Annotated in this window: 11 protein-coding genes and 1 pseudogene; 7 read left to right on the top strand and 5 right to left on the bottom strand. The window is 74.1% G+C overall.

Features of this window, described 5'->3' with window-relative positions:
- The first annotated feature begins 8 nt into the window (after window positions 1-8).
- Window positions 9-938, top strand: a complete 930-nt coding sequence (locus ACWG52_RS32025; protein WP_389807306.1) for an aminoglycoside phosphotransferase family protein — start codon at window positions 9-11, stop codon at window positions 936-938.
- A 16-nt stretch (window positions 939-954) separates the two neighbouring features.
- Here the strand turns inward: ACWG52_RS32025 and ACWG52_RS32030 are convergent, their stop codons facing one another.
- Window positions 955-1,545, bottom strand: a complete 591-nt coding sequence (locus tag ACWG52_RS32030) for an isochorismatase family protein (RefSeq protein WP_389807304.1) — start codon at window positions 1,543-1,545, stop codon at window positions 955-957.
- Window positions 1,546-1,710: 165 nt separating this feature from the next.
- On the opposite strand from ACWG52_RS32030, the gene ACWG52_RS32035 reads away from it, so the two are divergent.
- A complete protein-coding gene (locus tag ACWG52_RS32035) occupies window positions 1,711-2,706 on the top strand; it encodes a GlxA family transcriptional regulator (RefSeq protein WP_389807303.1) in 996 nt (331 codons plus the stop codon).
- Window positions 2,707-2,757: 51 nt separating this feature from the next.
- Here the strand turns inward: ACWG52_RS32035 and ACWG52_RS32040 are convergent, their stop codons facing one another.
- Both ACWG52_RS32040 and ACWG52_RS32045 read right to left on the bottom strand, forming a co-directional pair.
- Window positions 2,758-3,516, bottom strand: coding sequence for an anti-sigma factor (locus ACWG52_RS32040; RefSeq protein WP_389807301.1), 759 nt, complete (start codon window positions 3,514-3,516; stop codon window positions 2,758-2,760).
- Entirely contained in the window at window positions 3,513-4,097 is a 585-nt protein-coding gene (locus ACWG52_RS32045; protein WP_033225123.1) for a sigma-70 family RNA polymerase sigma factor, read from the bottom strand. The genes ACWG52_RS32040 and ACWG52_RS32045 overlap by 4 nt, the downstream gene beginning before the upstream one ends.
- 222 nt (window positions 4,098-4,319) lie before the next feature.
- Here ACWG52_RS32045 and ACWG52_RS32050 point away from each other — a divergent pair, with 222 nt between their 5' ends.
- From ACWG52_RS32050 to ACWG52_RS32060, 3 genes are all read left to right on the top strand, one after another.
- The gene (locus ACWG52_RS32050; RefSeq protein WP_453126644.1) at window positions 4,320-4,958 is read left to right on the top strand and encodes a fasciclin domain-containing protein; all 639 of its coding nucleotides are present in this window, start codon (window positions 4,320-4,322) and stop codon (window positions 4,956-4,958) included.
- Between the two features lie 115 nt (window positions 4,959-5,073).
- Window positions 5,074-6,654 (top strand): SDR family oxidoreductase, encoded by a 1,581-nt coding sequence (locus tag ACWG52_RS32055; RefSeq protein WP_389807298.1) that lies wholly within the window; start codon window positions 5,074-5,076, stop codon window positions 6,652-6,654.
- Between the two features lie 76 nt (window positions 6,655-6,730).
- Window positions 6,731-8,110, top strand: a complete 1,380-nt coding sequence (locus tag ACWG52_RS32060; protein WP_390135678.1) for a cryptochrome/photolyase family protein — start codon at window positions 6,731-6,733, stop codon at window positions 8,108-8,110.
- Between the two features lie 108 nt (window positions 8,111-8,218).
- Here ACWG52_RS32060 and ACWG52_RS32065 read toward each other — a convergent pair whose 3' ends face one another.
- Window positions 8,219-8,467, bottom strand: coding sequence for a suppressor of fused domain protein (locus tag ACWG52_RS32065; protein WP_389807294.1), 249 nt, complete (start codon window positions 8,465-8,467; stop codon window positions 8,219-8,221).
- Between the two features lie 39 nt (window positions 8,468-8,506).
- Between ACWG52_RS32065 and ACWG52_RS32070 the strand changes: the two genes are divergently transcribed.
- Window positions 8,507-9,445 (top strand): alpha/beta fold hydrolase, encoded by a 939-nt coding sequence (locus ACWG52_RS32070; protein WP_453126647.1) that lies wholly within the window; start codon window positions 8,507-8,509, stop codon window positions 9,443-9,445.
- On the opposite strand, the gene ACWG52_RS32075 is transcribed toward ACWG52_RS32070, so the two are convergent.
- The gene (locus ACWG52_RS32075) at window positions 9,433-10,527 is read right to left on the bottom strand and encodes a MerR family transcriptional regulator (RefSeq protein ID WP_389807290.1); all 1,095 of its coding nucleotides are present in this window, start codon (window positions 10,525-10,527) and stop codon (window positions 9,433-9,435) included. The genes ACWG52_RS32070 and ACWG52_RS32075 overlap by 13 nt on opposite strands.
- Before the next feature lie 99 nt (window positions 10,528-10,626).
- On the opposite strand from ACWG52_RS32075, the pseudogene ACWG52_RS32080 reads away from it, so the two are divergent.
- Window positions 10,627-11,205, top strand: a pseudogene (locus ACWG52_RS32080) (RNA polymerase sigma factor); the annotation flags it as partial.
- Between the last annotated feature and the right edge of the window lie 87 nt (window positions 11,206-11,292).

Below are 11,292 nucleotides of genomic sequence, written 5' to 3' on the forward strand. Positions count from 1 at the left end.
GGGTGCGTATGACACACACCGAGACGCACGACCGGACAGAGGTCACCGCGGAGCTGGTCCGGGACCTGTTACGCGATCAGCACCCCGACCTGGCGGACCGCCCCGTGCGGTTCGGTGCCCGCGGCTGGGACAACCAGCTGTGGCGGCTCGGGGAGGACCTCGCCGTCCGGCTGCCCTGGGCGACGCCGTCCGCGGACGCGCTGCTGCGCAAGGAGCACGCCTGGCTGCCCGTCCTCGCCCCGGGCCTGCCGCTGCCGGTTCCCGTACCGCAGCGCATCGGAGAGCCCTCCGAGCGCTTCCCGCGTCCCTGGATCGTCACCACCTGGGTGCCCGGCGAGCCCGCCGACCGCGCTCCCGTGACGAACGCCGCGGACGCGGCCGACGCCCTGGCCGCCTTCCTGACGGCCCTTCACCGACCTGCTCCCGAAGGGGCACCCCTGGGCAACCACGGCCGCGGGGGACCACTGGCCGACCACGCCGACGCGTTCGCCGACGGACTCGCCGCCGCCACGGAGATGGGGCTGATCCCCGACCCCGACGCCGTCCGCGCGGTCTGGGAGGACGCCGTCGCCGCGCCCGTCCGGTCGGGCCCGGCGGTGTGGCTGCACGGCGACCTGCACCCGGCGAACGTCCTCACCGCGGACGGCACCCTCTGCGGCGTGATCGACTTCGGTGATCTCTGCGCGGGCGATCCGGCCTGCGACCTCGCCGCCCCCTGGAACCTGCTGCCGGACGGCGCCGTCGAACGCTTCCACGCCGCCTACCGGCCGGCCGTGGACGACGCGACCCGGCGCCGCGCCCGTGGCTGGGCGGCACAGCGAGCCCTCGGCGGCATCCTCATCGGCGAGGCCGGCGTCCGCGGCCGCCCCGGTGGCAAGCCCACCTGGGGCCCACCCGCCCAGGCCGCGCTGCGACGCCTCGTGGCGACGGCGGGCTGACGGACCGGCCGTCGCCTCAGTCGAGGGCGGAGACGGACGGGACGACGACCCCGTAGAGGTCGGCGATCGTCGCGAGCGCGGCGTGGTGGAGCTGTTCGGCGGACACCTCGGCCACCGCCGTCCGCAGCGGCCGGGTCGCGCACGCGTCCGCGACCACCGTGGGCCGGTTCCCCCGCAGGAACGCGCCCTGCGCGGTGAAGGCCACGCACATGTGGGTCATGAACCCGGCGAGGAGGACGTCCTTGTGGCCGGCGGCGTCGACGTGGTCGCCCAGATCGGTCAGGGCGAAGGCGTCGGGGACCGTCTTGACGACCACGACCTCGCCTTCGACCGGGGCCACCCGCGGATGGATCCGGCCGATCTCGGCCCGGATGTCGTACGGGCTTCCCTCGCCGCCGTCGTTGATCACATGGATGACCTTCGCCCCGGCCGCACGGGCCCGCTCCAGCAGCGCGGCGCCGGCGTCGAGGGCGGCCTCCCACCCCGTCAGCTCCATCACGCCCCGGGTGTAGGTGTTCTGGTAGTCGATCAGGATCAGCGTCGCCTCGGCCGGTGACGCCGGGCTCGCGTCGAGGCCGCTCAGATCGCGCAAGGTCGTGCTGGACATGGGCATACCCTCCTGGGGTGTCGTTCGGGGGTTCCGGCCGCGGAGCGGCGGCCGTGCTCTCCACGCTATGACCGCCCCCGGATGTCGGCAATGTCATCCAACCCGCAGAAACCGACATACGGTGGGGTCGGACACGACCGTCGTCGCACCGAACGGAGACCAGCCTTGAGCACCGTGGGACGGTTCGTCGTCGTCGTCCTCTTCGACGGCGTCGACCTGCTGGACGTCACCGGCCCGCCGGAGGTGTTCGCCCTGCTACGGCGGGAGCTGGGCGAGGCGTCGGGCTACCGGGTGGCCCTGGCCGCCGAGACCATGGACCCCGTCACCACCTCCGCCGGGGTCCGCATCCTCCCGGACACCACCTTCCGGGAGGTGGTCGGGCGGAGCATCGACACCCTGCTGGTGCCCGGATCGGTCGAGGTGGACGAACGGGGTCGGGTCCGCGCCCTCGCCGACCCCGCCGTCGTCGACCGGGTGCGGACCCTCGCCGCCACGGCCCGGCGCGTCGCATCCGTCTGCGTGGGCGCGCACATCCTCGCCGACGCCGGGCTGCTGGACGGCAGGCGGGCCACCACCCACTGGTCGACCGCCCGCCAACTCGCCGACGAGCACCCCTCGATCGAGGTCGACGCCGACCCGATCTTCATCCGGGACCGCGACGTGTGGACCGGCGCCGGCATCAGCGCCTGCCTCGACCTCTCGCTCGCCCTCGTCGCCGACGACTTCGGCGAGGCCGTCGCCCTGCGCGTCGCCCGCCAGCTGGTGATGTACCTGAAACGGCCCAGCGGCCAGAGCCAGTTCAGCGTCCCGCTCGAACCGGTGTCGACCACGCGGCGCATCGAGGACCTGCGCCACTACATCACGCGCAACATCGCCGAGCAGCTGACCGTCGCCGACCTCGCCGAACAGGCGCACGTCGGCGAACGGCAGCTCACCCGGATCTTCAAGACGGAACTGGGCATGACCCCCGCCGCCTACATCGAATCCGCCCGGGTCGAAGTGGCCCGCAACCGGCTGGAGTCCACGGACGACACCCTCGAACGCGTCGCGACCGTCTGCGGTTTCAACACGACCGACACCCTCGTCCGTGCCTTCCGCCGCAAGCTCGACACGACGCCGACGGAGTACCGCAACCGCTTCCGGGCATCCGCCACGGCCTGACCGGCAGCGGGCCCCGGCACCGGGCCCCGGCACCGAGGGCCCGGAGGGTGGTCAGGCCGTCGGGAAGGTCAGCAGGGCCACCGGAGCCGAGGTCGGCTGCGGCGAGCCACCGGCCGGTTCGACGGTGACACCCATCCCCGACGCCTTGCCGACCGGACCGTCGAGCAGCGTGGCCGTCGCCGGGGCACCGGAGCCCATCAGACCCGCCGGACGCATCTTGCCGCCGCCGTCGTTGTACCAGAGCTGGTACACCTTCCCGCCGGGCGGCGCCGGCAGCCCTGAGGCCGCGAAGACCGCCTGGTTGCGGGAGTCCGAGACCACCACGGTGCCCACCGCCCCGTCCCGCAGCGGCGCCGTGGCCACCCGGGCGTCGGCGGCCGCGAGGACCGCGCCCACGGCATCGTTCGCGATCCGGGCCTGCTGCGCCTGCTGCCGGGCGTCCTCGGCCTGCTGGTACTGCGCCACGGCGACACCGCCGAGCGCCACGGCCCCGGCGAGGCAGGCCGCCAGGGCCCAGCTCGGGACCGGCCGCCAGCGGGGGCGTACGTGGCCGCCGCGACCGGTCCGCGCCGTCGTGGGCGAATCCTGGCGTACCGTCGCGATCCGGCGCATCACCTCGTCGCGCAGCGCGGCACTCGGCGGCGCCGCGACGGCGAGCCCGAGACGCGTCACGGTCTCGGAGAACTCCCGGACCTCCTGGGCGCAGGACGCGCAGTCGGCGAGGTGCCGCTCGACGGCGGCCCGCTCGCCCGGATCCAGGGCGTCGAGCACGTACGCGCCCGTCAACGTGTGCAGATCCGCGGTGTTCACACGCCCACCCCCAGGCAGTCACGAAGCCGGATGAGCCCGTCGCGCAGCCGTGTCTTCACGGTACCCAACGGAAGGGCCAGCAACTCCGCGACCTCCCGGTGGGTCAGCCCCCGGTAGTACGCCAACGTGACCGCCTGGCGCTGCATCTCGCTGAGCCCGTGCAGACAGCGCCGTACCTGCTCGCGCTCCAGCCGGCTCTCCACCTGCTCCACCACCTCGTCGTAGGCGGTGGTGTGGTCCAGCAGCGCCGCCCGCTTCTCGCGGTTGGTCGACGCCTGTGCGGAACGCACCCGGTCGACGGCCCGGCGGTGGGCCAGGGTCAGCACCCAGTTCATCACCGAGCCCCGCGCGGGCTGGTAGCGGGCGGCGGTCCGCCAGAGCTCGACCAGAACCTCCTGGGCGACCTCCTCGGACTGGGCCGGGTCCCGCAACACGGTCCGTACGAGGCCCAGTACGGGACCCGACACCGCCTCGAAGACGGCGGTGAACGCCTGCTGATCACCGCGGGCCACCCGGCCCATCAGTTCCGGCAGGTCGGGAGCGGCCGACGGATGCCGGCCTATGCGCACGTTCTCTCTCACCGGGGAGGTCCTCCAGGAGTACTCGGTTGCACAGCTCATTCGGAGCCGAGGGGCAGGCGGATGGGTCGCGGCGGGCGGTGCCTTCGGCAGCCCCCGGACCGTCGATCGACAGCTTGTGCGAGCTGCCACTCGTTCGGGTGAGGGGGCCATCCGGATGAGGGACCGTGCCGAATGGCCGACGTGATTCACCGATGGGTGGATCCCGTAGCCGCAGGAGAGACCATGAGCATTCACACCTTCCGTCGTGCCGCCCTCGCCGTGACCGCCGCAGTGCTGCTTCCGCTGGCACTGTCCGCCTGTTCGGAGGAGAGTACGAGCAATGAGGGGGCCGCCGCTCCCGACGCGGTCTCTTCACCCGATCCGATCGGCGACACCGGCGCGGGAACGGACGCTCCGTTCGGTACCGCGTGCGCCTCGGTGCCCAAGAGCGGCGCGGGTTCCTTCGACGGCATGGCGCAGGACCCGGTCGCCACCGCCGCCTCCAACAACCCGGCGCTGTCGACCCTGGTCGCGGCCGTGAAGAAGGCCGGCCTGGTGGACACGTTGAACAACGCCCAGAACATCACGGTGTTCGCGCCGACCAACGACGCGTTCGCGAAGATCCCGAAGGCGGACCTGGACAAGGTCCTGGCAGACAAGGAGACCCTGACCAAGATCCTCACCTACCACGTGGTGGGCGAGAAGCTCACCCCGACGCAGCTGGGCAGCGGTTCCTTCCAGACCCTCCAGAAGGGAATGATCACCACCAAGGGCTCGGGCACCGCCTATCAGGTGAACAGCTCCTCCACCGTGGTCTGCGGCAACGTCCCCACCGCCAACGCCACCGTCTACCTCGTCGACACGGTCCTCATGCCGAAGTAGGCGCGCTCGCGCTCCGCACGATCAGCTCGTGGGCGGCGGGTCCGTGCATCCGGCCGGACCGTACCCCCGGAAGAACTCCGGGGGAGCACCCGCGACACCCGATCGGAGCAACTCGATGACGGACGCACATGGACCCTCGGCCCCGGGCACGCTGTGCCTGGTCACCGGAGCCACCGGCTACATCGGCGGCCGGCTCGTCCCCGAACTCATCACCGCCGGCCACCGGGTGCGCTGCCTCGCCCGCACCCCGGAGAAACTGCGCGACCACCCCTGGGCCGGGCAGGCGGAGATCGTCCGCGGCGACGTCACCGACGCCGCGTCGCTCGTCCCCGCCCTGCGGGACGTCGACGTCGCCTACTACCTGGTGCACGCCCTCGGCACCGGGCGCGACTTCGAGCACACCGACCGCCTGGCCGCGCGGAACTTCGCCGAGCAGGCCCGCGCCGCCGGCGTACGCCGCATCGTCTACCTGGGCGGACTCACCCCGAGCGGGGTGCCCGACCACGACCTCTCGCCCCATCTGCGCTCCCGCGCCGAGGTCGGGCGCATCCTCCTGGACTCCGGGGTCCCCACCACGGTGCTCCGCGCCGCCGTCATCATCGGCTCCGGCTCGGCCTCCTTCGAGATGCTCCGCTACCTGACCGAGCGGCTGCCCGTGATGGTCACCCCCAGCTGGGTACGCACCCGTATCCAGCCCATCGCCGTCCGCGACGTGCTGCGCTACCTGGTCGGCAGCGCCCGGATGCCCGCCGAGGTCAGCCGCGCCTTCGACATCGGCGGCCCCGACGTCCTCACCTACCTCGACATGATGCAACGCTACGCCCGCGTCGACGGGCTGCCCCAACGGGTCATCCTGCCCGTACCGGTCCTCACCCCACGGCTGTCCAGCCACTGGGTCGGCCTGGTCACCCCCGTGCCGCGGGCCATCGCCCGCCCCCTCGCCGAATCCCTCAAGTACGAGGTCGTCTGCGACGAGCACGACATCGCCACCTGGGTGCCCGACCCGCCCGGCACGCCCCTCGACTTCGACACGGCCCTCACCTACGCCCTCAAGAAGGTCCGCGACGCCCAGGTCCTCACCCGCTGGTCCTCCGCCTCCGTGCCCGGCGCCCCCAGCGACCCGCTGCCCACCGACCCGGACTGGGCCGGCGGCAGCCTCTACTCCGATGTCCGTGAGCGCACCGTCGAGGCCTCCCCGCAGGCCCTGTGGCGGGTCGTGGAGGGCATCGGCGGGGAGAACGGCTGGTACTCCTTCCCGCTCGCCTGGGCCGTCCGCGGCTGGTTCGACCGGCTCGTCGGGGGCGTCGGACTGCGCCGGGGCCGCCGCGACGCCGCACACCTGAGGGTCGGCGACTCCCTCGACTTCTGGCGGGTCGAGGAGATCGAACGCGGCCGGCTGCTCAGGCTCCGCGCCGAAATGCGGCTGCCGGGCCTGGCCTGGCTGGAGATGTACGCCGAGCAGGACGGGGACGGGCGCACCCGATACCGGCAGCGGGCGCTGTTCCACCCGCGCGGCCTGGCCGGTCACCTGTACTGGTGGAGCGTCTCCCCGTTCCACGCCGTGGTCTTCGGGGGCATGGCCCGCAACATCGCGCGCACGGCGGAGGCGGGTGACGACCGCGGGTCGGCCGCGTCCACGGCGCCCGCCGCGTCCGGTGCGTCCGGTGCATCCGCCGCGGCCGCCCGCGCCGAATGACGGGCGAGGCCAGCCCAGCGACCTCCGCGCGGCCCCCGCTGGGTCCGCCCGGTGGCCCGATGCCAGGAGCAGCACCATGAACGTCTCGGTCGTCCTGTTCACCTCGGACCTCCGCGTCCACGACCATCCGCCGCTGCGCGCCGCGCTGGGTTCGGGGAACGAGACCGTCCCGCTCTTCGTCCGGGACCCGGCGGTGGACCGCGCCGGCTTCGCCGCGCCCAACCGGCTGGCCTTCCTCGCGGACTGCCTGGCCGGACTCGACGCCGGGCTGCGCGAGCGCGGCGGCCGGCTCGTGGTGCGCTCGGGGGACCCCGTCGCCGAGGTGTGCGCCGTCGTACGGCAGGCCGACGCCGACGAGGTGCACATGGCGGCCGGGTGCAGCGCCTTCGCCCTGCATCGCGAGCAGCGGCTGCGCAGCGCCCTGGAGGCCGACGGGCGACGGCTGTACGTCCATGACGGTGTCGTCACCGCCCTGCCCGCCGGGGCCGTGACCCCCGCCGGATCCGATCACTTCGCCGTCTTCACCCCCTACTTCAGACGCTGGTCCCGCGAGCGGCTGCGCGAGCCGCTCGCCGCGCCGCAGCAGGTCCGGGTGCCCGGCGCGATCCGCTCGGAGGCGCTCCCGTCCCGCGACGAGGTCGCCTCCGTCTCGGCGGGCCTGGCCACCGGGGGCGAGCAGGAGGGCCGGCAGCGGCTCACGGACTGGCTGGGGGAGTACGCCGACGGGTACGAGGCAGGCCACGACGACCTCCCCGGCGACGCCACCTCCCGCCTCTCCCCGTACATCCACTTCGGCGCGGTCTCGGCGGCCGAGGCCGTCCACCGGGCGCGGTCCCGGGGCGGAGCGGGCGCCGAGGCCTTCGTACGGCAGCTCTGCTGGCGCGACTTCCAGTACCAGCTCCTCGCCGCCCGCCCCGGCGCGGCCGTCCGGGACTACCGCTCCCGGGCCGACCGCTGGCGGCGCGGCAAGGCGGCCGAGGCCGACCTGCGGGCCTGGAAGGAGGGCCGCACCGGCTACCCCGTGGTCGACGCGGCCATGCGGCAACTCGCCCACGAGGGCTGGATGCCCGGCCGGGGCCGACTGCTCGCCGCGTCCTTCCTGACCAAGACGCTCTACATCGACTGGCGAGCCGGAGCCCGTCACTTCCTCGACCTGCTGGTCGACGGCGACGTGGCCAACAACCAGCTCAACTGGCAGTGGGTGGCCGGTACCGGGACCGACAGTCGCCCCAACCGGGTGCTCAACCCGGTGATCCAGGGCAAGCGGTACGACCCCGCAGGCGCGTACGTGCGGCGCTGGGTCCCGGAACTCGCCGAGCTGCCGGGCCCGTCGGTGCACGAGCCCTGGCGGCTGGCCGACCCGGAACGGGCCCGGTACGACTACCCCGCCCCCCTGGTCGGACTCCCCGAGGGACTGGCCCGCTTCCGCGCGGCCCGCGGCAAGGACGGACCGTGACCGGCCCGGGACCGGGAGGTCCGCATGTTCAGGAGACGCGTATGCGCCCTGGACGTCGGCCGCCGGTGATCACGAACGGTGACCGTCGGGAGAGGTTCGGCCGATGCCTCACACCACCGATGCCCGGAAGGGATCGATCGGATTGATCTCCGCCTCATCGAACAGCTCTTCCAACGCCTCATGACCGTGACGTCTACGGAACTCGATTTCCGCTGCCGTCACCGGCAGGGTCCAGAGGATGCGAGCGTGTCCCCCGGGCAGCGGACAATGCTCAAGATCGGGTCCGTGAAGGTAGGGCAGGCTGATCAGCAGGTGGTCGCAGGTCGAGCCGGGCACCCATGGTTGACCGATCGGCATGCTGTGCTCCAGATCGAGCTCCGGTGCCAGACTGGACGGGTGCTCGGAAGTCGCCCGGTCCGGACCCGTCACGCGTCCGCCGTCGTCACCCTCGCGCTCTCGCTCGCGCTGTGCGCGGGGGCGGTACCCATGGCCGCCGCCGCCGACGACGGGGCCGACCCGGCCCGCCCGGTGGACATCGGCGGTGGCCGCCGCGTGACGTTGGACTGTCGTGGATCCGGGTCCCCCACGGTCGTGCTCGTGTCCGGGGCCGGCGGCGCCTCGGACGAGTGGACCCACAGCGTGGACGCCGCCCGGCCGGAAGCCGAGCCGAGGCCCGATCCGTCGGCGGTGCTCCCGAAGGTCGCCCGGTTCACGCGGGTGTGCGCCTACGACCGCCCCGGCACGACCCGGCTGGACGGCACGCCGAACCGCTCGACGCCGGTCACCGGGCCCACCACGGCGGCGGCGGGTGTCGAGGACCTGCGGGCGACGCTCGCCGCGGCCGGTGAGCATCCGCCGTACGTCCTGGTCGGCGCCTCCTGGGGCGCGATGATCGCCTCGCTGTACGCGCGGACCGAACCGGCGCGGACCGCCGGGCTGGTGACCGTCGACGGGGCCTCCCCGTTCCTGAAGGACACGCTGACACCGGCCCAGTGGGCGACGTGGATGGACAGGATCCGGTCCGCGAACCCCGGGAAGGGCGTCGAAACACCCGACTACCCCGCCGCCGTAAAGGAACTGCGCGCGGCGCCGGCCCCGCCGCGCGGACTGCCCGCCGTCGTGCTGACCTCCGACCGTCCGTGGGACCTCGCGGTCGGAGGCGGTTCGACCTGGCCGGCCTGGTTGGCCGCCCAGCGGCGCCTGGCCGGGGAGCTGCGGGCCCGCCACGTCTCCGACACCGACAGCGGCCACGGCATCGCCGTCGAGCGGCCGCGACTCGTCGCCCGGGAGATCCACGACGTGTTCGAGCGGGCCCGCGCCGGTCAGGGGCGCTGAGAGGCCCGGCCGCCGCTTCCCGGCCCCTCGCCGCCCGGCGCGGTCGCCGCCGCCTCGCACAGTCCGCGCAGCAGGCCCAGGGCCTCCCGCAGCCCGCCGGGGCGCAGCATGCCCGGAGCGGGGGCGGGACCCGCCCAGCCGGGGCCCGCCAGGAGGACCGTGGTCCGGGCCCTGGCGCCCTTGACCCCCCAGGCGGTGTCGGCGACATGCCGGGCCAGGGCGTGGTGCGCGGTGGAGCGGGCCTGGGCCCACAACACGACCGCGCCGGGCCCCGTCCGGCGCACGGCCTGGACGAGCGCCTCCGGCGGCACCGCTGCCCCGAACATCCGCGCAGGCAGGCCCAGTTCGGCGAGACCCGCGGCGAGCGCCTCCAGCGGGAGGGTGTGCTGCTCGCCGGGTACGCACGCCAGCAGGATCGGCGGAGCGGTCGCCCGGGGCCCGGACAGCGCACCGATGCTCACGCGGCGCAGCGCCGTCGAGACGTGCCAGGAGAGCAGGTGCTCGACCTCGACGTACTGGTCGCCCGAGGTCTCCCACTTGCGCCCCACGGCGTGCAGGGTCGGCACCATCACCTCCTCCCAGGTGGTGACCAGGCCGTACTCGCCGATCAGGGAGCCGAGCATCTCGTCCATGGTCGGCGAATCGAGGCGGACGGCGGCCCGCCCCAGCCCCCGGCACTCCTGGCGCACGTCGCCGAGCGGCAGTCCGTTGCCCGATCCCGGCCGGCGGGCCGGCGCGGGGGAGGCGGCCACGGGCGAGACGGCCACCGACCCGGCCCGGGCGGCGCGCGCGGCCTCCGCGGGCGGCACGCCCGACGCGGTCAGGCGGCACATCTCCTGCAGGACGGCGATGTCCCCGGGGGTCCACCGCCGGTGCCTGCCGTCCTCGCGGGCGGCGGGCCCGATGCCGTACCTCCGGTCCCAGGAGCGCAGCGTCGTGGGGGCGACCCCCAGCCGGCGTGCCACGGCCCCGGTGGTGACTCCGTGCGCGGGCTCGGCGGGCCCGCCGGTCTCACGGATCTCGCCGGCCTCAAGGATCTCGCCGATCTCGCCGATCTCGCCGGGCTGTGCGGACTCGTTCATGGATCCATTATGCGACGCACAACCGATGCGAGTGGAATCGATGCACGGGCGAGCCGGAATCTGGACGGGAACCGGCCCCGGCCCCCAGGAGCAGTCGCCATGACCGCACAGAGCGTCACCGCCCGGCCGTCCCCCGTGTCCACCGTCCGGGAGCAGCTCCTCGACCACGAGGTCGCCGAGGGTTTCGTACGCGGCGACGAGCGGTGCCTGAGCGCCGCGTACCGTCGCTGGGGCGGCCTCGTCCTCGCCCTGGCCACCCGTACGCTCGGCGATTCCAGAGAGGCCGAGGACGTCAGCCAGCAGGTCTTCCTGGCCGCCTGGCAGGGCCGCGCCAACTACCGGCCGGAGCGCGGGCCGTTCCCCGGCTGGCTGGTGGGCATCACCCGGCGGAAGATCGCCGACGCCCTCACGGCCCGCACCCGGCGGCTCGCCCTGGTCGCCGCGGCAGGCGCCGCCCTCCCGCCCACGGACGAGCCGCCGGCCGGTCCGGAAACGGTCCTGGACCGGCTGCTCCTCACCGGCGAACTGGCGAAGCTGCCCCGCGCCCAGCGGGAGGTACTGGCCATGGCCTTCTACGCGGACCTCACCCAGGCCCAGATCGCCGAGCGCACCGGACTGCCGCTCGGCACCGTCAAGAGCCACGCACGGCGAGGACTGCACCGGATGCGCCACTGCCTCGGCGGCGAGGCGCGCCCCGCCGCGGGTGGCGGCGTCGGGGGTGGTGGGGCGGCGGTTCCGGCCGGCTCCCGGCACCCGTCGGAACAA

The sequence above is a fragment of the Streptomyces sp. CLCI03 genome (assembly GCF_053615355.1).

What these genes read in the sequence shown, in the direction of transcription:
- ACWG52_RS32025 (WP_389807306.1), top strand. Translation starts at nt 9, where the DNA reads ATGACACACACCGAGACGCACGACCGGACAGAGGTCACCGCGGAGCTG.
- ACWG52_RS32030 (WP_389807304.1), bottom strand. Translation starts at nt 1,545, where the DNA reads ATGTCCAGCACGACCTTGCGCGATCTGAGCGGCCTCGACGCGAGCCCG.
- ACWG52_RS32050 (WP_453126644.1), top strand. Translation starts at nt 4,320, where the DNA reads ATGAGCATTCACACCTTCCGTCGTGCCGCCCTCGCCGTGACCGCCGCA.
- ACWG52_RS32055 (WP_389807298.1), top strand. Translation starts at nt 5,074, where the DNA reads ATGACGGACGCACATGGACCCTCGGCCCCGGGCACGCTGTGCCTGGTC.
- ACWG52_RS32060 (WP_390135678.1), top strand. Translation starts at nt 6,731, where the DNA reads ATGAACGTCTCGGTCGTCCTGTTCACCTCGGACCTCCGCGTCCACGAC.
- ACWG52_RS32065 (WP_389807294.1), bottom strand. Translation starts at nt 8,467, where the DNA reads ATGCCGATCGGTCAACCATGGGTGCCCGGCTCGACCTGCGACCACCTG.
- ACWG52_RS32075 (WP_389807290.1), bottom strand. Translation starts at nt 10,527, where the DNA reads ATGAACGAGTCCGCACAGCCCGGCGAGATCGGCGAGATCGGCGAGATC.